This is a genomic window from Streptomyces sp. SAI-127 (assembly GCF_029894425.1).
In the GTDB taxonomy this organism is placed as follows: Bacteria; Actinomycetota; Actinomycetes; order Streptomycetales; family Streptomycetaceae; genus Streptomyces.
Genome location: NZ_JARXYJ010000001.1, coordinates 838,983 through 858,220 on the forward strand (window position 1 = coordinate 838,983; position 19,238 = coordinate 858,220).

Below are 19,238 nucleotides of genomic sequence, written 5' to 3' on the forward strand. Positions count from 1 at the left end.
CTCCGCTGTCAGGTCGAGAGGATCGTCACCGCCGACGCGCCGGGCGCGCCGTACAGGTGGGTGTAGCCGACGCGCGGTGTGCCGGGGATCTGGCGCGTGCCCGCCGTACCGCGCAGCTGGAGGACGATCTCGTGGATCTGGCGCAGCCCTGACGCGCCGATCGGTTCGCCGTTGCCGAGCAGTCCGCCGTCGGTGTTGACCGGGAGCCGGCCGCCGATCTCGGTGGCGCCCTCGGCGATGAGGCGTTCCTGCTCGCCGTCCTTGCAGAGGCCGTTCTCCGCCATGTGGATGACCTCCGAACCGGCGTCGGTGTCCTGGAGCTGGGCGACGTCGACGTCCTCGGGGCCGATGCCCGCGCGTTCGTACGCCTCCCGGGACGCCTCCACGCTCGGGCTGTCCACGGGCTCCCCCACCGGGAACGACGGGCTCTGCACCTCGAACGCGCCGAGCCTGCGGCTGCGCAGGGAGGTGGCACGGACCCGTACGGGGGTGGAGGTGTACTTGTGGGCCTGGTCGGCCCGGCACATCACGACGGCCGCGGCGCCCTCGTTCGGGCCGCAGTACATGAACTGGCGCAGGGGGTAGTTGAGGACCGGGGAGGCGAGGACCTCCTCGGGCGACAGGGGCGTACGCCGCCAGGCCTTCTCGTTGCCGGCCGCGTTGCGGAAGTTCTTCGAGGCCACGCGAGCCAGCGTCTCGTGGGAGATGCCGTGCTCGTGCATATAGCGGTTGATCTTCATGCCGAAGAAGTGGGTCGTGAGGAAGAGCCCGGTCTGCCCGTACCAGGAGGGGATGCCGGCCACGGACGGGTCGGCGGCGAACGCGCCGCGCGGGTGCTTGTCCAGGCCGATCGCGATGGTCAGGTCGTGCTCACCGGTCTCGATCGCGCGGGCGGCCAGCGCCACCGCCGTACCGGCCGTCGCGCAGCCGTTGAAGACACCGCGCATCGGTATGCCGGTCAGGCCGAGCCGGCCGACGATCGCGTCCGGGTTGGCGACCTCGTAGCTGCCGATGTAACCGCCCTGGATCTGCGGCCAGTTCACGCCCGCGTCGGCGAGCGCCAGCCGTACCGCGTCCGCGCCCATGTCCAGCGCGGGCTTGCCGGGGAAGCGGCCGAAGGGGTGGAGGCCCACCCCGATGATGACGGCCTCGGTCATGACGCCTCCTCGATCCGGGCGGACTCTTCGATCCGGGTGGCCTCTTCGACCGGGGCGAACGCGAAGGTGACGACCTCGGTGCCGTCGTCCTGCACGGTGTAGGGCACGAGCGTCAGCCGCATGTCCTGCCCGATCCGCAGCTTCTCCGGGTCGGGTTCGGTGAGGCGGGCCTCGACCAGCAGCTCGCCGGGGAGTTCGATGTATCCGACGGCGTAGGGCTCGAAGGTCTGGGGGCCGTCGTACGGCGGGGACGGCGGGCGGAAGTCCTGGGTCGTGTACGTCCAGAGCGTGCCGCGGTCCGCCAGGAGCCGTTCCTTCGACTCGTCGCTCGCGCACCGGACGCAGGTCGCGGCGGCCGGGAAGCTCACCAGGCCGCACACCCGGCACTCGGAACCGATCAGCCGGAGGGGCGCGGCGGCGGGCGGCCAGGTGAACAGGCCCTCGGCGACGGGGCGTTGTGTCGTCGTCATCTCAGGCTCCGTTCCGGCTGCCGAGGGCGTCGGCGTTCGGAGCCGCCTTGGCCACCAGGTTCGGGACGACGGAGGACAGCTCCTCCGGGGTCCAGCGGGTGTCGGCGCTCGCGGCGGGGCCGTTGACCCAGCCCTCCAGCACGGTGATGCGGTTGCCGACGACGCCGAACACCCTGCCGGTGACCTCGCGCGAGGCTGCCGAGCCCAGCCACACCACCAGGGGCGAGATGGCCTCGGGGGTCAGGTCCTGACTCTCGGCGGCCTGCTTCATCATCTCGATGTCCTCGGTCAGCCGGGTCAGCGCGGTGGGCGCGATGGCGTTCACCGTCACGCCGTAGCGGGCGAGTTCGGCGGCGGCGATGATCGTGAGGCTGGCGGTGCCGGCCTTCGCGGAGCCGTAGTTGGACTGGCCGGGGTTGCCGAAGATGCCGGACGGGGAGGTCGTGTTGATCACCCGGGCGTCGTTGGACTGGCCGGCCTTGGCGCGCTCGCGCCAGTACGCGGCCGCGTGGTGCAGTGTGGCGAAGCTGCCCTTGAGGTGGACGGCGATCACACTGTCCCAGTCCCGCTCGGTCATCGACACGATCATCCGGTCGCGCAGGATGCCGGCGTTGTTGACCAGCACGTCCAGGCCACCGTAGGTGTCCACGGCCTGCCGGACGAGCCGGCCGGCGCCCTCCCAGGTGGAGATGTCGTCCGTGTTGGCCACCGCCTCGCCACCGGCCGCGACGATCTCGTCGACCACGCTCTGCGCGGGCCCGGCGGAGGCGCCCCCGCCGTCCCGTCCGCCGCCCAGGTCGTTGACGACGACCTTCGCCCCGTGTGCGGCGAACGCCAGGGCGTGCGCCCGGCCGATCCCGTTGCCGGCGCCGGTGACGACCGCGATCCGGCCTTCGACCACTCCTTCAGACATGCTCAATTCCTCCATCGGAAAGGTCAGTTGGCCTCGGCGAGCAGGACTCGCGGGGTGTCGCTGCCGCAGCCGCACCGGCCGGTGACGACGCGGCCGGTGATGCCGAGCGGTGTCTCGGGCAGGGGCGAGGTGCGCCCCTCTCCCGATGCCACGGTCAGCTGTCCGTCCCGCTCGCCGAACCGCCATTCGGCGGCGTTGACATGTGCGCCGCTCCGCTCGGGGCACTCCAGCGCGAGAGCCGGTCCCACCGCCGAGATCACGGAGGCGGTCACCCCCACTCCGCGCAGGACGGGTATGGCGGCGGGCCGGGCCAGCACGACAGGGGTGGACCGGAACATCTCGCCGATGTCGGCCATGCCGGCGAGTCCTTCCAGCGTCTCCGCCGACAGGCCGATCACCGCGTGCGGGGTGAGCTCGCGGTGGAAGACCGCGGTGCGGCGATGGTCCCAGCCCATCGCCTCGGCGATGCCGTACGGCACTTTGAGCGTGCGCAGGGCGCCGATCACCGCGTGTCCCCAGAAGCCCTCGAAGCCGGAGGCGGTCAGCAGGGCCCGTTGCCCGGCGGCGAGGCCGTGCTCCCGCAGGCGTGCGGTGGCCCACTCGGTGTCCCGGGCGAGTTCCGCCCAGGTCAGCTCCAGGTCCCGGACGCCGTCGGCGGTCGGGAAGCGCATGAGATAGGCGAGTTCGGGGCGGTCGAGCGTCCTGGCGCGGGCCAGGGTGTCGGCGCGGGCCATCAGGTCTTCACCACCCGGGGGAACTTGGCGACGCTGGTCATGGTCTTCAACAGGTCCTCCTCGGTGCGCATGTCGAGCACCGGCTTGACTCCGGTCCGCTCGCGCACGGCCTCGCTCAGGCGTCCGGCCAGGGCGTCGACGTCGCCGGTGAGATGGGGGTCGTAGCCGACGCGCAGCCGCAGTTCGTCGACCTCGCGCCGGTCCCGGACGATCTGGAAGACCCCCGCGACGGTCTCCGGCTGGTCCTCCACCGCCTGCCAGACGTCCCGCAGGACGACAGAGCGGCCCTGGACCACCGTCTCGTCGCCGCGCCGCCCGGCCACCCACATGCGGGCGTGGGTACGGCCGCAGCCGCACGTGTCGCGGGACAGGCGGACGAGGTCCTCGCTGCGGTAACGGATCAGCGGCGCGGCCCGGTTGTCCAGGTCGGTGGCGACCAGTTCGCCCAGGTCGCTCTCGGGGACGTCGTGCCAGCCGTGCTCGTCGACCTCGACGCACTCGGCGAAGACGGTGTCCTCCCAGATGTGGAAGCCGTCGTGCTCGCGGCACTCCCAGGCGGTGCCGGTGTCGGCGGCGCTGGTGTACTCGTAGACGTCGATGCCCCAGTCGTCGCGGATCCGCTCGCGCATCTTCCGGCTGAGGGGCTGGCCGGCGCAGGAGGCGCCCTTGAGGGAGGAGAAGGCTTCCCTCAGGTCGGTCTTCTCGGCCAGGTGCTCCAGCTCCACCATCTGCGGATACATCATCTGCAGGTAGGCGGGGCGGTAGGTGCGCAGGGCCTCGACGACCTCGGGCATGTTGCCCATCCAGGTGTCCACCTCGATGACCACCGCGCCCAGCGCCTGGAAGCCGGCGTCCATGAAGTTGCGGAAGGTGCCGGGCGGGCTCAGGACCCGGTCTCCGGGCCTCAGGCCCAGCTCCCACAGGTCACGTACCTGTGCGGTCACCAGGGGCGGTGCGTCCTGCCAGATCTCGGCGAAGAACTCCGGGTCGCCGGTGGTTCCGGAACTGGAGGAGACCGAGGTCAGCTCCTCGACCGGGACGCAGAGCAGGCCGGCGAAGGCATCGCCGGTGCGGCTCCGGTAGGCGCGGATCATGTCCTTGGTGATGAACGGGATGCGTGCCCGGAAGTCCTCCAGGGACCGGATGTCGCGCGGGTGGACCCCATGCTCGTCCCACAGCTCGCGGTAGAAGGCCGAGTTGGCGTAGGCGTACTCGACGAGCTCCAGGAGCTGTTTCTCCTGTCGCGCGCGCAGTTCCTCGCGCGGCATGGTCTCCACCTGGGGCTCGAAGTACCTGTCAGCGGTGTCCCTGTCACCGACCATGGCGCCTCCTCGCGGCTCAGTGCCCAGATCTTCCAGCTATCAGCGCAATCAGTCAACCAATTCGACGGATTGAGCGCGAGGCTCGCGCTCCGTCGATCTATATAGTTAACTATTAGCACTCATTGAACCACAGGAGGGCTGCCGTGAAGATCGTTGTCTGCGTGAAGCACGTTCCCGACGCCACGGCGGACCGCACCTTCACCGAGGACGGCACCACCGACCGCGCGTCGGTCGACTCGCTGCTGTCCGAACTCGACGAGTACGCCGTCGAGCAGGCGCTGCGCCTGGCCGAATCGGACCCCGACGCCGAGATCACCTATCTCACCGTCGGCCCCGAAGACGCACGCGACGCCCTGCGCAAGGCACTGGCCATGGGCGGTGACGCGGCGATCCATGTCAGCGACGAGGACATCGAGGGCAGCGACGCGTTCGGCACGTCACTGGTGCTGGCCAAGGCGATCGAGCGGCACGGCTTCGATCTCGTGCTGTGCGGGATGGCCTCGACGGACGGCACCATGGGCGTCCTGCCTGCGCTGCTGGCCGAGCGGCTCGGCGTCCCGGCCGTCACCCACCTCGAAGACCTGGCGATCGAGGACGGAACCGTGACCGGCCGCCGCGAGGGCGACGGCGCCACCGTACGGATCGAGGGCACCCTGCCGGCCGTCATCTCCGTGACCGACCGTTCCGGGGACGCCCGCTACCCCTCCTTCAAGGGGATCATGGCCGCGAAGAAGAAGCCGGTGGAGACCCTCGGCCTCGTCGACCTCGGCATCGAGGCCGCACAGGTCGGTCCGGCCGGGGCGCGGTCCGCCGTGGACACCGCGACCAGGCGCCCGCCGCGCACCAAGGGCGAGATCGTCACCGACGAGGGGACGGGCGGCGTCGGACTGGCCGCGTACCTCACCACGAAGAAGTTCATCTGACCGCGCCCGCCCTTGAATACCTGAAGGAGTTGCATCACCGTGGCCGAGATCCTCGTCCTCGTCGACCACGTCGACGGTGCCGTACGCAAGCCGACCCTCGAACTGCTCACCCTGGCCCGCCGCTTGGGCGAGCCCTCGGCCGTCTTCCTGGGGCCGGGCGCGGACGCCGCGACCGAGGTGCTCGGCCGGTACGGCGCCCAGAAGATCTACGTCGTCGACGCCCCCGAGGTCGACGAGTACCTCGTCACCCCGGCAGTGGACGCCCTCACACAGATCGCCGAGCGCACCGGCCCGGCGGTGATCCTGGTGCCGTCCGGTCCGGACGGCAAGGAGATCGCCGCACGGGTCGCGCTGCGGCTCGGCTCCGGACTCATCACCGACGCCGTCGATGTCACCGCAGGACCCGACGGGCCGGTCACCGAGCAGTCGGCGTTCGCCGCGACGTACCAGGTCACCGCACACGTCACCCAGGGCGTGCCGGTGATCACGGTCAAGCCGAACGCCGCCGCCCCCGAGGCCACCCCCGCCGAACCTGTCATCGAGAAGCAGGACGTCACCTTCGGCCCCGCCTCCGCCGCCGTCCGGATCCTGTCCCGCACACCGCGGGAGCGCGGCGACCGGCCCGAGCTGACCGAGGCCGACATCGTGGTCTCCGGCGGTCGCGGGGTGAACGGCGCCGAGAACTTCGCCCTCATCGAACGGGTCGCCGACGCGCTCGGTGCGGCCGTCGGGGCGTCCCGCGCGGCCGTGGACGCGGGCTGGTATCCGCACAGCCACCAGGTCGGCCAGACAGGCACCCAGGTCTCCCCCCAGCTCTATCTCGCCGCCGGTATCTCCGGCGCGATCCAGCACCGGGCGGGCATGCAGACGTCCAAGACCATCGTCGCCGTCAACAAGGACGCCGACGCCCCGATCTTCGAGCTCGCCGACCACGGCGTGGTCGGGGACCTCTTCACGGTGCTGCCGCAGCTGGTGGACGAGATCGAGCGGCGCCGGAGCTGATCTTTCCAGGCCCGGCCTTCCCTTCAGCCAGCCATACAACTAAAATCGCTAACTGATTGCATCCATTGAGCTTGCAGCCCTGACCCGAAGGAGCGTCATGACGAAGATCTGGGTCAACTCCGGGGACTCCCATGTGATGGAACCCGCCGACGTGTGGACCGAGAGGCTGCCCGCTCGGCTCGGCGCCCGCGCCCCGCGCAGCGAGCGCGGCGAGAAGTACGAGATGCTCTACATCGACGGGGAGCGCATCGACCGCCAGCTCGGCGACTTCATGGACGCCATGCGTCCGCCGGGTGCCTGGGACCTGAAGGTCCGCCTCAAGGACCTCGACCAGGAGGGTGTGTGGTCCCAACTGGCCTTCCCCTCCATGGGGTTCTGGCTGGTGTCGATCACCGACCGGGAGCTGGCCCGGGAGACCGTACGGGCGTGGAACGACTGGGCGCACGAGGAGATCCTCCGCAAGAACAAGCGCGTCATCACCACCGCCTGCCTCTCGACCGCCGACATCGACGACGCGGTCGCCGAGGTGGAACGGGTGGCGGAGCTGGGGTTCAAGGCCGTCTTCCTGCCGTGTTCCACGCGGGACGGCGAGGAGTACGCCCTCGACCGCTGGGAGCCGCTGTGGACGGCGGTCGAGCGGGCCGGTCTGGTGCTCGCCTTCCACATCGGCACGGGCGGTCAGAACGTCGTCTTCCGCGGGCCCGGCGGCGCGGTGGTCAACTACATGGAGACGACCTACCCGGGCATGCGGGTGGTCTCCCACATGGTCGCGGGCGGTGCCCTGGACCGTCACCCGGACCTGAGGATCCTCATCGCCGAGGGCGGCGCCGGCTGGGTGCCGGCCATCGGCGACCGCATGGACGAGGCCTACCGCCAGCACGGCATGTTCGTCCGGCCGAAGCTGAGCCGGCTGCCCAGCGAGATCATCAGGCAGCAGGTGTACGCCTCCTTCCAGCACGACAAGAGCTCGGTGGAGATCGTCGAGTCGACGGGCTACCGCAACGTGATGTGGGGCGACGACTACCCCCACCTGGAAGGCACCTACGGCCACACCCAGTCCACGCTCCACGACCTGTTCGACGGCGTGTCGGACGACATCCGCGAGCGCGTCACCCGCGGCACCTTCAACGAGCTCTTCCGCCTGCCGGAGCAGACTCCCCAGGAGGCGGCCGTCTGAGCGGCGCCGACGGCGCGAGGCTTTCGGACGCATCTCCTGTGACCACTTCCCCGTACCCCTCGTATCCCGAAGACCTGGAACGGCCCGGACTCGTCAGGACCGGGCGGTCGACCTTCGTCCGGCCCATCCGGCCCGAGGACGCCGACCGACTGGTCGCGTTCGTCGGCACCCTGTCCCGGGCCACCCTGGCCTACCGCTCCCTCGGCCCGGTGGTCCGCGCCCGCGACGACGTCATCCGGCGCGGCGCCCACGTGGACTACCTCAACGAGCTGGCGCTCGTCGCCCTGGCCGGTGACGAGATCGCCGGGCTGGTGCGCTACGTCCGCGACCCGGAGGAACCGGAACACGCCGAGGTCACGTTCACGATCCGGGACGACCACCAGAGCGAGGGGTTCGGCAGACTGCTCCTGGAGCACGTCGCCGCCGCCGCGCGCGCACGGGGCATCCGGGTGCTGGAGGCCGACGTCCTCGCCGACAACGCCCGGATGATCAACGTCTTCCTCGGCTCCGGCTACCGGATAGAAGCCGGCCCGCCCGGCCAGATCATCCACTTCGAGATCGCCGTCGATCCGCAGGCCCAGGCCGTGGCGCGGGCCGAGCGCCGCGAACAGACGGCCGTACGGCGCTCGCTCAAGCCCCTGCTCGAACCGCGCTCGGTCGCCGTGATCGGCGCGAACCGGGATCCGCTGACGATCGGCCACGAGATCGTGGCCAACCTGCTGCGGGGCGGCTTCGCCGGCAGTGTGTTCCCCGTCAACCCGCGCGCCGGGCAGATCGCCGGGGCGCGGGCCTACGCAAGCGTCCGGGACCTGCCCGAGCCGCCGGACCTGGCGCTGGTGGCCGTACGCGCCGAGGCCGTACCCGGTGTCGTACGGGAGTGCGCGGAGGCCGGGGTCAAGGCGGTGGTCGTCGTCTCGACGGGCTTCGGAGAGACCGGAGCCGACGGACGAGCCGGCGAGCTGGAGCTGGCGCGTTTCGCCCGCGCCTCCGGAATGCGGCTGGTGGGCCCGAACTGTATGGGCGTGGTCAACACGACCCCCGCGGCGCGACTGGCCGCGACCTTCTCGCCCGCCCTGCCGACGCCCGGCCGGGTGGCGATGTCCAGCCAGTCCGGGCCGCTCGGGCTCGCGGTGCTCGACTTCGCCCGGCGGCTGCGGCTCGGCTTCTCCGGCTTTGTGTCGGTGGGCCACGCCGTCGACGTCTCCACCGACGAACTGCTCCAGTGGTGGGAGGAGGACCCGGGCACCTCGGTGATCCTGCTGCACGTCGAGACCTTCGGCGATCCGCGCCGGTTCGCCCGCGTCGCCCGCCGGATCGCGCCGCGCAAACCGATCGTCGCCGTCCATCCGGGCCACGCGGATTCGGCGGTGGGCTCGCTGTTCGCCCAGTCCGGTGTGATCCGCACCCGCAGCCTCCAGGAGCTGTTCGACGTCGCCCTGCTGCTCGCCCACCAGCCTCCCCCGCCCGGCAACCGGGTCGCCGTGATCACCAACGCGGGCGGCCCGGCCGCGCTGACGGTCGGCGCGTGCGTGGCGAGCGGTCTGTGCGTGCCCGCGCTCGGTGAGCGCATTCGGCAGACGCTCCGTCCGGCCCTCGCGTCCCACGCCGACGTCTCCAACCCGATCGACCTGACGCCCACCGCCACGGCTACCCACTACCGGCAGGCGCTGGACGCCGCCCTGGCGGACGACGGCATCGACGCGGCCGTCGTCCTGTTCATGCCGCCGCTGGCGGACAAGCCCGACGAGGTGGCGTCGGCGATCCTCGACGCGGCCGCGGCCCGGCCCGACAAACCCGTGCTGGCCAGCTTCCTGGGCGGCGCGGGCGTCGCCGACCTTCTGCACCGGGGCGACCTGGTGGTACCGACGTACACGTTCCCCGAGGCGGCTGCCACCTCGCTCGGACACGCGGCGGCCTACCAGGCCTGGCGCAGCACCCCGGCGGGCGTCGTACCCGACCTCGCGGGAGTCGACGTCGAGCGGGCCCGGTCGCTGATCGCCTCCTGTGCCCCCGGCCCGGTCCCCGCAGCGGTCGCCGCAGAACTGCTCGCCTCGTACGGAATCGCCGTACGCGGGGGTGAACCGGGCCCCGGACCCGACGCGTTCCTCACCGTCCGAGCCGACCCGGTCTTCGGCCCGGTGGTCGCCTTCGGCCTCACCGGGGACTACGCCGACCTCATGGCGGACGTCGCCCACCGCGTCACCCCGCTCAGCGACCGCGACGCCCGCGAGATGGTCCGCTCACTGCGGGCCGCCCCGCTGCTGGACGGCCGGACCGGGGGCCCGGGAGTGGACCTCGCGGCCCTTGAGGAGACCGTCCTGCGCATCTCGGCGATGGTCGAGGACCACCCGGAGATCGAGGCGCTGGAACTGCGCCCGGTACGGCTCCTGCCGCCCGGGGACGGAGTGGCCGTCGCGCACGCGACGATCCGACTTGCCGACAACACAGCAGCAGGAGGCTCCTCATGAAGGTGGGCATCTACTTCGACCTGCGCAACCCGCCGCCGTGGCAGCAGAGTTGGTCGCGCGTGTACGGGTTCGCCCTGGAGATGTGCGAGGAGGCGGACCGGCTCGGCCTCGACTCGGTCTGGTTCTCGGAACACCACGGTTTCGAGGACGGCTATCTCCCCCAGCCGCTCACCATGGCGGCCGCGGTCGCCGCCCGCACCCGTCGGGTCCGCCTCGGCACCGCGGTCATCCCCGCACCGCTGCACGCGGCCCCCGAGATCGCCGAACAGGCCGCGCTCGTGGACATCATCAGCGACGGCCGCCTGGACCTCGGGCTCGGCACCGGCTACCGGGTGCCCGAGTACCGGCTGTACGGCGGCGACCTCACCAAGCGCTACTCCACGACCGATCAGCGGGTACGGGAGATCCGCGGCCTGTGGGCCGAGTCCCTGGTCACCCCGGGCCCGGTCCAGGATCCGCTGCCGATCTGGCTCGGCTACCAGGGCCCGCAGGGCGCCCGACGGGCCGGCCGGCTCGGCACCGGTCTGCTGTCGCTCAACCCCGCGCTGCTGACGCCGTACCGGGAAGGGCTCGCCGAGAGCGGGTACGACCTGTCGGCGGCCCGTATGCAGGGCTCGTTCACCACCTTCGTCACCGAGGACCCCGACGGCGACTGGCCGGTCGTACGCAAGCACCTGGCGTACCAGTGGGACAGCTACCGCCGGTACATGGTGGAGGGCACCGACCAGCCGCTCCCCCGCCCCATCGACCCCGAGAAGTGGCGGGAGACGGGGCTCAGCGCGACCGGCGTCGGTCAGTTCCTCTACGGCACCCCGCAGGACGTCGCCGATGCCATCAGGGCGTACGTGGCAGGGTTGCCGGTGGAGGGCGTGTTCCTGTGGGCCTCGCTGGCCGGGATGCCCGAGGAGATGGTGGCCCGGCAGGTCCAGCTCATCGCCGGGAAGCTGCGTCCGCTGCTTGCCGATGTCTGACACGAGGAGTCACAGCATGTCGGAGTCGTCACCGACGGGGCCGTGGGCGGGGGCGGACTTCCAGGAGCCGCCCCGGACCCCTGGCGGGGTGGCCCTGTGCGGGGCGTGTCGCGCCGCCGGTTCCTGCCGACTGGGAGTGGAGCACGAGCGGCTCGACGAGGACGGGTCGGCGCGGTTCGAGCTGTCCTGCCCGCGAGACCAGGAGGGCGGGCCCGAGGTCGCGCACGGCGGCTGGACCGCGGCCGTACTGGACGACTGCCTCGGCCATCTGCCACTGCTGCACCGGGTGTTGAGCGTGACGGCGGAACTGACGGTGAGCTTCGTGAAGCCGGTGCCGGTGGAACGGCCGCTGGAGGTCCGGGCCTGGGTGGAGAAGCGGGAGGGCAGGCGCTGGTACATCGCGGGCGAGATGGTGCTGCTGCCGACGCGGGCCGTGTTGGCCCGGGTCTCCGGGATCTGGGTGACCCGGGACCAGGGCCACTTCGCACGGCACCAGGAGTGGCTGGCCGGTCAGGACCTGGACGGCGGGGCTCAGTAGGACCTGAGCCCCATGCTGCGGGCTATGCCGTTGCGCTGGATCTGGCTCGTTCCTCCGGAGATCGTGGCCACGATCGACTCCCGGTAGCGGAAGCTCATCACGCTCTCCGTCGAGAACCCGTGGCCCGCGCAGACCTGCATCCCGAGCCGGGCGGCCGCCACGTACGTCTCCGAGCCCTTCAGCTTCGCCATCGACCCTTCCCGTGTGCACGGCTTGCCCTGGGCGAGCAGCCAGGCCGCCCGGTAGGCGAGCAGCCGGGCGGAGTCGATCTCGGTCTGCAGGTCGGCCATGGCGTGCGCGAGGGCCTGGAAGTTGCCGATCGGCCGGCCGAAGGCGTGCCGGTTGCGGGCGTATTCGAGCATCTCGTCGAGCGTGGCCTGCGCGGCGCCCAGATAGCCCCCGCTGATGATCACCTTCTCCAGCTCGATGTTGGAGAGCATCACCTTCCAGCCCTCGTCGCGCGGGCCGACGAGGTTCTCCTTCGGCACCAGGGCGTCGTTGAAGAAGACCTCGTTGGTGCCCAGGATGTGCCGGGCCAGTGTCGGCGTCCGGCGCACCTCGACGCCCTCGGTCGCGGGATCGACGAGCAGCAGGCTGATGCCGCCGTGCTTGGGTTCGCGGGGCCCGGTCCGCACGTAAGTGGCGATGGTGGTGTCGGGCAGGCCGCCGCCCGTGCACCAGGCCTTCTGGCCACGGACGAGGAAGTTGTCCCCGTGGTCCTCGGCGGTGGTGCGCAGCGCCGCGGCGTCGGACCCGCTGTCCGGCTCGCTGAGACCGACGGCGAGCCGGTGGCGGCCCGTCATCACCTGCTCGCGGATGAAGTCGCGCTGCGCCTCGCTGCCCCACCGGAACACCGTGATGCCGGGGATGAGCACTCCGATGTAGCACATGGCGACGTCGAAACTGGCCCGCCCGAGCTCCTCGGCGATCAGGATGAGCTCCAGTGGTCCGCCGCCGTCACCGCCCTCGTCCTCGGCGAACGGGAGCGAGAACCACCCGAGGTCGGCCATGCCCCGAAACAGCTCGGGCGGTACGACGCTCTCCTCGTCCCACTGCTTGGCCTTCTCGGCCGGGCACACGTCGGCGACGAACTTCCGAGCCGTCGCACGCAACAGGTCCTGCTCGTCGGTCAGTCCGAAGTCCACGGCCACTCCTTGCCAGCACTAGGCTATTCATCTATCTAATTGTTCTATGTTAGCGGATAGATGGCAACGGTAGTACTGCCGGAACCCCGCTGGGGGGTTACGGCAGGAGGAGCACTTTGCCGGTCTGTCGGTGGCTTTCGAGGTAGGTGTGGGCTTCGGCTGCCTGTTCCAGGGGGTAGGCACGGTCGATGATCGGGGTGATCTTTCCCGCCGCCAGCAGTTCCAGGCACAGCTGCTGGTCGCGCAGGGTGGCGCCGCGGACGGCGGCGATTTTGACCTGTTGGCCGATGAGCGCGAGTGCGTCGAGTTCGAGGCGGGATCCCTGGTCGGTGGGTGTGCCCAGGACGATGACGGTGCCGCCGAGCCGTGTACAGGCGAGGGAGAGCTGGAAGAAGTCGCTGCCTCCGACGCAGTCCCAGACGGCGTCGGCACCCAGGCCGCGTGTCAGCTCCCGTATGTGTGCGGGCAGTTGGGGGTCGGTGGAGTGCACGATGTGGTCGTAGCCGAGCCTTTTGAGTGCTTCGTCGCGGTCGGGTTTGGTGGTGGTGCCGATGACGGTGGCTCCGCTGAGTTTCGCCAGCTGGGCGCAGGCGATCGCCATGCCGCCGCTGGCGCCGGTGATGACCACCGTGTCGCCGGGACCGACGGGTGCCTGGCGGGCGCAGTTGAGGGGGGTGGTGTAGGTCCACATGGTGGCGGCGGCGGTTGGGTAGTCGACGCCGTCGGGGATGGGCAGGATGGCGTCCTGGCGGCGCACGACGTACTGGGCGTAGCCGCCGAAGACCTGGTGTCCGGGGTAGGCGGTGTCGACGCACAGGTTTTCCAGGCCGCGCAGGCACAGCGGGCAGGTGCGGCACGGCGGGTGCGGGAGCTGTACCGCCCGGTCGCCGGGGCGCCAGCGGGTGACGTTGTCTCCGGTGGCGACGATTTCACCGGCCGCGTCCCGCCCGAGCTGGAACGGCAACGGCCACGGCGGCCGTCCTGGCAGGGGCTGCGGCAGGTTGCCCGCACGGTAGCGCAGGTCCCAGCTGTTGACGGCCGTGGCGTGCACGCGCATCAGGACGTCGTCGGGGCCGACCTCGGGAACCGGCGCCTCGACGTACTTGAGCACCTCGGGCCCGCCATGTTCGAACAGGCGGACCGCCATCATGGTCTGTTCCACTCTCACGTTCCTTCAGATCGATACGCAATTCATCGCAGGCTCCACGCACCCAGCGCTGGCGATCGAAGGCGGGACGAGGAAGCTGCCCAACCACCAGGCAACCGCCGCCCCATAAAACCCGTACCACTCGGCGTATGAAGCTTCCATGAAGCCGGGCGCTCCCTGCTCCCGCTATGCCGGGGCTTGCCGGTTGGCGGCGACAGACCCAGCTCGAGGATGATGTTCGCGTGATTCGGGACCTGCCACCATTGCCGTTGCCCCAGTACGCCATCGCGCGCATCGGCTGCTCAGACGTGCCCGACGAGATCGTCGGCGATCTGCGGCAGATGGGCATCCCGGCCGGGCTGATCGGTCACGAATACCAACCGCTGAGCGAGGCGGCGCTCCTGAACGGGGTCGGTGAGAGCGGTTTGCTCGTCTTCGGGACCAGCGGCCTGTTCGGGCGGCTCGGCATCGACGTGGCGACCCGTCGCGTGGTGCACATCCCCACGCCCGAGTCCACAACCGCCAACCACGTGAACAGGGACCTCGGAATCTTCCACGAGTGCGTCGCGGCCACGATCGCCCGCTTCCCGTTCTACGAGGAAGGCGAGGAGGAGAGATTCCAGGCGGCGGCGGACGAGCTGCGCGAGCTTGTCACCACCCTTGATGACACCGCACTCGCCCACAACGGGTTCTGGGAGACCCTGTGCGACGACGTAGCGATGGGCGATTACGCGAACTGAGGGGAGACCAAAGGCAGGCCGCCCCCGGGAACGTGATCCTGCGGTAGGTGCAAGGTGATCGTCGCTCCCTTGCCCAGGCCGGCGGATTCCGCGGTGATGTCTCCGCCGTGGGCTCGGGCGATGCCCCTGGCGATGGTCAGGCCGATGCCGCTGCCGCCGGCGGCAGCGGGCCGGCCGGGATGCTCAAGGCGTTCGAAGCGGTGGAAGATGCGCTCCAGGTCGTGTTCGGCGATGCCGATGCCGTCGTCCATGACGCGGACGATCACATGGTGCGCGGGAGACGGTTCAGCGTGCACGGACAACGCCACATGTCCCTGCCGATCGCATGCGGCCAGTGCGTTTCCGAGCAGGTTCACCAGGACCTGGCTGATCCGGTCGGGGTCGCAGAAAGCCGCGACGGGTGTGCCTGCGTCAACGGCAAGGGTCACCTTCTGATCGTCGTACTGGGGGCGCAGTCGCTCGGCTGTGCTCCGAGCCAGCATGGCCACGTCGGTGGGCTTGCGGCGAAGATCGAAGGCGCCCTCCTCCGACCGGGACAGGCTGGAGAGGTCGCCTGCCAGGCGCTGCAGCCGGTCGAGGTCGTCGGCGAGGGAGGCGAACATCGCCTCGTCGGGGATGAAGATGCCGTCGGCCATGCCCTCAATCTGGCCGCGAAGGATGGTGATGGGGGTGCGCATCTCGTGGGCGACCTCGGAGATCAGCCGGGCGCGGCGGCGCTCGGTGTCGGCGAGGGCGGCAGCCAGCTTGTTGACGTCCTCGACCAGTGCTGCCAGGCCCGGTTCGCTGGGAAGTTCGAGGACGTCGTCGTAGTGTCCCTCGGCGAGCCGGCGCGTGGCGGCGCGCACCCTGTCGAGCGGACGCAGCAGAAACCGTGACAGGGCGACGGAGGCCGGGAAAGCCGCGGCCCCTCCGAACAGAAGGCCGACCTGCAGGACCACGTCGCCCTCGATGTCGGCAAAACCGAGCCACACCTCGATCAGCGCGCTGATCGCCGCCATGGCCGCAAGTGCCAGGAGGAGCACCATGATGTGCGAGAGCACCAGCCGGTTGCGGAGCGACAGACGCTCCTTGATGCGGCGCAGCCGCGCACGAGACCGGTGGTAGGCCGGAAAGCCGGAGGCAGGCATGGGCGGGTGTCCTTCCTGACCGCTAGGCGGGGCGCCCGATGAACCGGTAGCCGATGGTGCGGACGGTTCCCACGAACAGGGGTGCGCCCGCGTCGTCGCCCAGCGCGCGTCGCAGAGTGCGGATGTGCACGTCCACGACGCGCTCGTCGCCGAAGAAGTCATCGCCCCACACCTGGGCCAGCAGGCCGCGCCGCGTGAAGACCCGCCCGGGGGCACGGGCCATCGCGAACAACAGATCGAAGTCGAGGGCGGACAGCTCCACCGGCCGGTCGGCGTCGACCAGCACGGTCCGTGTCCCGGGATCGACAGTCAGTCCGTCGAAGCGCAGCACGCCGTCCTCGTGGTCCGCCTCGGACCGGCTGTCGGTGCGCCGCAGGATGGCGCGTACGCGCAGTGCCAGTTCGCGGGGGCTGAACGGCTTGGTGACGTAGTCGTCGCTGCCGGTGGTGAAGCCGATCAGCCGGTCGACCTCCTCGTCCCGGGCGGTGAGCATGATCACCGGAATCCGGCTCGCCTCCCGGATGCGGCGCAGGACCTGGAATCCGTCCAGGCCCGGAAGCATCACGTCGAGCACCACGAGGTCCGGCCGGTGGCGGGTGACCGCCTGCAGGGCGGACGGCCCGTCCGCGGCTTCGACGACGTGGAACCCGTCCGCCTCCAGGTAACCGCGCACGGTCATGCGGATCTTGGGCTCGTCATCGACGACCAGAACCCGCTGCGTACTCATCGTGCTCGCTTTCCATCGCCGAGGTGGGAAGAGGGAGGGGCAGCCGTCATGCTGCGGGGCAGCCGCGGCATGGAGGCAGAGGGCCTCGAATGCCGCCAGCGTACGGTGTCTGTCGTGGCCGGCGACGGCCTGCGGGGGGCGACCGATGCACCGTGATCCTTCTCCACGCCGACCTGCCCACCGGCCTCCGCCGCCGGGCAGATCAGGCACCGGCTGCCCCAGCCTGCGTCCGCGCTCGCCCGCCCGGGCGACGTCGATCTCCGTCGATGTTCCCCGCCGTCAGCCGCGCCGGCGTACGGTCGCAGTTCAGCGAGAGGCGGAGCGGCGTATACGCGCCTTCAGCTTCGGGAACTGCTCGAGGGCGTTGTTCCGCTCGAGAGCGATCCGCTGGCGCCGGTTGTAGATCTCGTCGACGGTCGGTTCCGGGTCGCCTGCCCGGAGAAGCGGCAGGCTGCCCTTGAGGAAGGGCATCGTCTCGACGTTGTCGGCCGCGTAGAGGTGGCGGGTCGCCGGCCAGTCGCTGCCGAACATGATGTGCTCGGCGGGCACCAGCGAGGCCAGCGGCTGCAACTGCGCGGCGGTGAACGCCTGTGCGTCGTCGAAGTACAGCCGCTTGATGTACTTCAGGGGGCCTTCCGGCAGCACCTCGTTGAAGGGCGGGAAGGCCGAGTGCCGGGTCGCGAGCCGGTAGGCCAGGAACGGCAGTGCTCCGCCGCTGTGCGTGAAGTGCCAGCGGATGCTGGGGTAGTCCCGCAGGACACCGTTGTAGATCAGGCTCGTCATCGCACGGGTCGCGTCGAAGGTGTACTCGAAGACGTTGTTCCCGGCCGGGATGTCGGGGCCGAAGCAGAGCTTCGGAGCCGGGTTCACCTCCGGACCCGTCGGGTGGACGTAGACGTAGGCACCGCGGTCGTTGAGGATCTCGTACAGCGGCGCGAACGAGGGGTCCCCCAGGTAGGTGCCCTTGTAGTTGGTGAGAAGGCAGATGCCGTCGAGGTCCAGTTCGCCGAGCGCGCGGTCCACCTCGGCCACCGAGCCTTCGATGTCGGGCATCGGGGTGACCGCGAAGATCCCGAACCGGTCACCGCGGGTCTGCACGAGGTCGCGGGCGTAGTCGTTGACCGCTCGGGCGGTGGCGCGCCGGTCGTCGACCGGGCCGACGGTGACCTGGAGGTCGCCGAAGGACAGGACGCTGGCCTGGATCCGGTACTGGTCCATGAAGGCCAGGTGCCGATCGACCGACCACGGACCGTACGCACCGGTGATGGCGCCGAGGAGGCCGTAGCGCTTCAGGTAGTCGTTGTACACGTCCGGGGAGTAGTGCGCGTGGGTATCGATACGCCAGTTGCCCTTCGGCAGCCCCGGCCCGGACGCTGCCGTCTCCGGACTGGCCATGGCAGCAGGCACCGTGGCCGCAGCCGCCGTGACGAGCGCCGCGGCCGATGCCCCTTCGATCATCCTTCGACGCGAGATGTTCCCTCGCAGGTTCATTTCCGGGTCTCCTCTTCGTTCTGTGTGCGAGTCAGGTCGTATGTGCGTGCGTCACGGTGTCGCCGTCAGGTCGGCAGGTCGACAGATCGACACGGGGAGCGCAAGCGGCCAAGTCGCCCCTTGACCGGGCCTGTTGCCGCCAGCAGGTCGATCCGGTGCTCAGGCGTGGGAGCCCCACGGCGCCGACGTAAACGCGTCGGCCGGCAGTCGGCTCTGGAGCGGACCCGCGAGGATCACGACGGAACCGGACACCGCGGTGCCAACCGCCGACGTCAGGTGTCGCACAGCAGGGTGATCAACGTGGTCCACCAGCGGGACGAGGCGTACGTGCATGACCGTCAGACAACTGCCGCCCCATAAAGCACCTACCACTCAGCACATGAAGCTTCCATGAAGCCGATCGCCGGACTGGCGCCCGTACCGCCCGTACCTACGAGAGCGACTACTCCCGGAAGTCCCGCGGCGCGTCGGCCGGCTGCAGCGTGGTGAGCCATTGGGCCACGACGGCGTCGATGAAGGCGTCGGTGACCTGGCCGCGGTCGAGGAAGAGCCGGGCGAGGACGGGCCCGTACAGCAGGGTGAACTCGTCTTCGCTGATCTGGATGCCCGCAGGCTCCAGCAGCCTGTTGAAGCCGACGTAGCGGTCTTCACCGATGCGGACGAGCGCCCGGGCGCTGTCGGGATCGTGGTCGGCCTGGGCGGTTACGGCCAGGGCCGCGGCCCGCACGGCCGGCACGCTGACGCCGGCGCGCAGGCTCTTCAGCCAGGCGGTGGCCACGGCGCCCACGTCGCTGCCCGGTTCGGGATAGGTGCCGAGGTCGGGGCCTTCGAGGACGAGGTCGAAGAGCAGCGCGGCTCGGGTGGGCCAGTGCCGGTACAGGGTCTGACGGGTGACGTCCGACCGCTCGGCCAGCAGGGCGTAGGTCAGCCCGGCCGGTCCGACCTGAGGCAGCAGTTCCCGGGCGACGGCCAGCACACGGTTGCGGGTGCGCTGCACGCGCGGGTTGCTCTGGGTCGGCTGCCGGCGGTGGAGGGGCTGCTTCATGCGGCCACCCTACCGGCACATCATACGGGGCGTGTGATTGACGTCACACGCCCGAATCATACGCTCCGTGTGATAGACCTTGGGAAGTAATCACACGCACTGGATGATTCTTGCGTGTCGGCCCTTCGAAAGGCAGACGGC

18 protein-coding genes are annotated in these 19,238 nt (G+C 70.4%); 7 read left to right on the forward strand and 11 right to left on the reverse strand.

Annotated elements, in window-relative coordinates; translation table 11 throughout:
• Window positions 1-8: 8 nt before the first annotated feature.
• The 5 genes from M2157_RS04080 to M2157_RS04100 are packed head-to-tail and all read right to left on the reverse strand — an operon-like array spanning window position 9 to window position 4,596.
• Complete coding sequence (locus M2157_RS04080; protein ID WP_280860412.1) at window positions 9-1,157, reverse strand: thiolase family protein; 1,149 nt, start codon at window positions 1,155-1,157, stop codon at window positions 9-11.
• Window positions 1,154-1,627 (reverse strand): OB-fold domain-containing protein, encoded by a 474-nt coding sequence (locus M2157_RS04085; protein ID WP_280860414.1) that lies wholly within the window; start codon window positions 1,625-1,627, stop codon window positions 1,154-1,156. Before M2157_RS04085 ends, M2157_RS04080 begins: the two co-directional genes overlap by 4 nt.
• A 1-nt stretch (window position 1,628) precedes the next feature.
• Entirely contained in the window at window positions 1,629-2,540 is a 912-nt protein-coding gene (locus M2157_RS04090; RefSeq protein ID WP_280864450.1) for an SDR family oxidoreductase, read from the reverse strand.
• A gap of 23 nt (window positions 2,541-2,563) precedes the next feature.
• On the reverse strand, window positions 2,564-3,274 hold the full coding sequence (locus M2157_RS04095) for a hypothetical protein (RefSeq protein ID WP_280864451.1): 711 nt from the start codon (window positions 3,272-3,274) through the stop codon (window positions 2,564-2,566).
• The gene (locus tag M2157_RS04100) at window positions 3,274-4,596 is read right to left on the reverse strand and encodes a phenylacetate--CoA ligase family protein (RefSeq protein WP_280860417.1); all 1,323 of its coding nucleotides are present in this window, start codon (window positions 4,594-4,596) and stop codon (window positions 3,274-3,276) included. Before M2157_RS04100 ends, M2157_RS04095 begins: the two co-directional genes overlap by 1 nt.
• A 161-nt stretch (window positions 4,597-4,757) precedes the next feature.
• Here M2157_RS04100 and M2157_RS04105 point away from each other — a divergent pair, with 161 nt between their 5' ends.
• The 6 genes from M2157_RS04105 to M2157_RS04130 all read left to right on the forward strand — a co-directional run bounded on the left by M2157_RS04105 (window position 4,758) and on the right by M2157_RS04130 (window position 11,675).
• Window positions 4,758-5,519, forward strand: a complete 762-nt coding sequence (locus tag M2157_RS04105) for an electron transfer flavoprotein subunit beta/FixA family protein (RefSeq protein ID WP_280868162.1) — start codon at window positions 4,758-4,760, stop codon at window positions 5,517-5,519.
• 39 nt (window positions 5,520-5,558) lie between these two features.
• The gene (locus M2157_RS04110; RefSeq protein ID WP_280864452.1) at window positions 5,559-6,521 is read left to right on the forward strand and encodes an electron transfer flavoprotein subunit alpha/FixB family protein; all 963 of its coding nucleotides are present in this window, start codon (window positions 5,559-5,561) and stop codon (window positions 6,519-6,521) included.
• A gap of 97 nt (window positions 6,522-6,618) precedes the next feature.
• On the forward strand, window positions 6,619-7,698 hold the full coding sequence (locus M2157_RS04115) for an amidohydrolase family protein (RefSeq protein WP_280860419.1): 1,080 nt from the start codon (window positions 6,619-6,621) through the stop codon (window positions 7,696-7,698).
• 38 nt (window positions 7,699-7,736) lie between these two features.
• On the forward strand, window positions 7,737-10,166 hold the full coding sequence (locus M2157_RS04120; RefSeq protein ID WP_280864453.1) for a GNAT family N-acetyltransferase: 2,430 nt from the start codon (window positions 7,737-7,739) through the stop codon (window positions 10,164-10,166).
• Window positions 10,163-11,137: an LLM class flavin-dependent oxidoreductase gene (locus M2157_RS04125; protein WP_280864454.1), complete on the forward strand. Its 975-nt coding sequence runs from the start codon at window positions 10,163-10,165 to the stop codon at window positions 11,135-11,137. Before M2157_RS04120 ends, M2157_RS04125 begins: the two co-directional genes overlap by 4 nt.
• Before the next feature lie 16 nt (window positions 11,138-11,153).
• Window positions 11,154-11,675, forward strand: coding sequence for a PaaI family thioesterase (locus M2157_RS04130; RefSeq protein ID WP_280860422.1), 522 nt, complete (start codon window positions 11,154-11,156; stop codon window positions 11,673-11,675).
• Here the strand turns inward: M2157_RS04130 and M2157_RS04135 are convergent.
• Both M2157_RS04135 and M2157_RS04140 read right to left on the reverse strand, forming a co-directional pair.
• Window positions 11,669-12,820: an acyl-CoA dehydrogenase family protein gene (locus M2157_RS04135; protein ID WP_280860423.1), complete on the reverse strand. Its 1,152-nt coding sequence runs from the start codon at window positions 12,818-12,820 to the stop codon at window positions 11,669-11,671. The two genes, M2157_RS04130 and M2157_RS04135, sit on opposite strands and share 7 nt — an antisense overlap.
• Window positions 12,821-12,917: 97 nt before the next feature.
• Window positions 12,918-13,982, reverse strand: a complete 1,065-nt coding sequence (locus M2157_RS04140; protein WP_280864455.1) for a zinc-binding dehydrogenase — start codon at window positions 13,980-13,982, stop codon at window positions 12,918-12,920.
• Between the two features lie 173 nt (window positions 13,983-14,155).
• Here M2157_RS04140 and M2157_RS04145 point away from each other — a divergent pair, with 173 nt between their 5' ends.
• Complete coding sequence (locus M2157_RS04145; protein WP_280864456.1) at window positions 14,156-14,707, forward strand: SUKH-4 family immunity protein; 552 nt, start codon at window positions 14,156-14,158, stop codon at window positions 14,705-14,707.
• On the opposite strand, the gene M2157_RS04150 is transcribed toward M2157_RS04145, so the two are convergent.
• The 4 genes from M2157_RS04150 to M2157_RS04165 all read right to left on the reverse strand — a co-directional run bounded on the left by M2157_RS04150 (window position 14,695) and on the right by M2157_RS04165 (window position 19,097).
• The gene (locus M2157_RS04150) at window positions 14,695-15,834 is read right to left on the reverse strand and encodes an ATP-binding protein (protein ID WP_280864457.1); all 1,140 of its coding nucleotides are present in this window, start codon (window positions 15,832-15,834) and stop codon (window positions 14,695-14,697) included. The two genes, M2157_RS04145 and M2157_RS04150, sit on opposite strands and share 13 nt — an antisense overlap.
• Before the next feature lie 22 nt (window positions 15,835-15,856).
• Window positions 15,857-16,561 carry a response regulator transcription factor gene (locus M2157_RS04155; protein WP_280864458.1) on the reverse strand — a complete coding sequence of 235 codons (705 nt, stop codon included), beginning with the start codon at window positions 16,559-16,561 and terminating at the stop codon, window positions 15,857-15,859.
• A 306-nt stretch (window positions 16,562-16,867) separates the two neighbouring features.
• Window positions 16,868-18,019 (reverse strand): amidohydrolase family protein, encoded by a 1,152-nt coding sequence (locus M2157_RS04160; RefSeq protein WP_280860428.1) that lies wholly within the window; start codon window positions 18,017-18,019, stop codon window positions 16,868-16,870.
• A 475-nt stretch (window positions 18,020-18,494) separates the two neighbouring features.
• Window positions 18,495-19,097 (reverse strand): TetR/AcrR family transcriptional regulator, encoded by a 603-nt coding sequence (locus M2157_RS04165; RefSeq protein WP_280860429.1) that lies wholly within the window; start codon window positions 19,095-19,097, stop codon window positions 18,495-18,497.
• Between the last annotated feature and the right edge of the window lie 141 nt (window positions 19,098-19,238).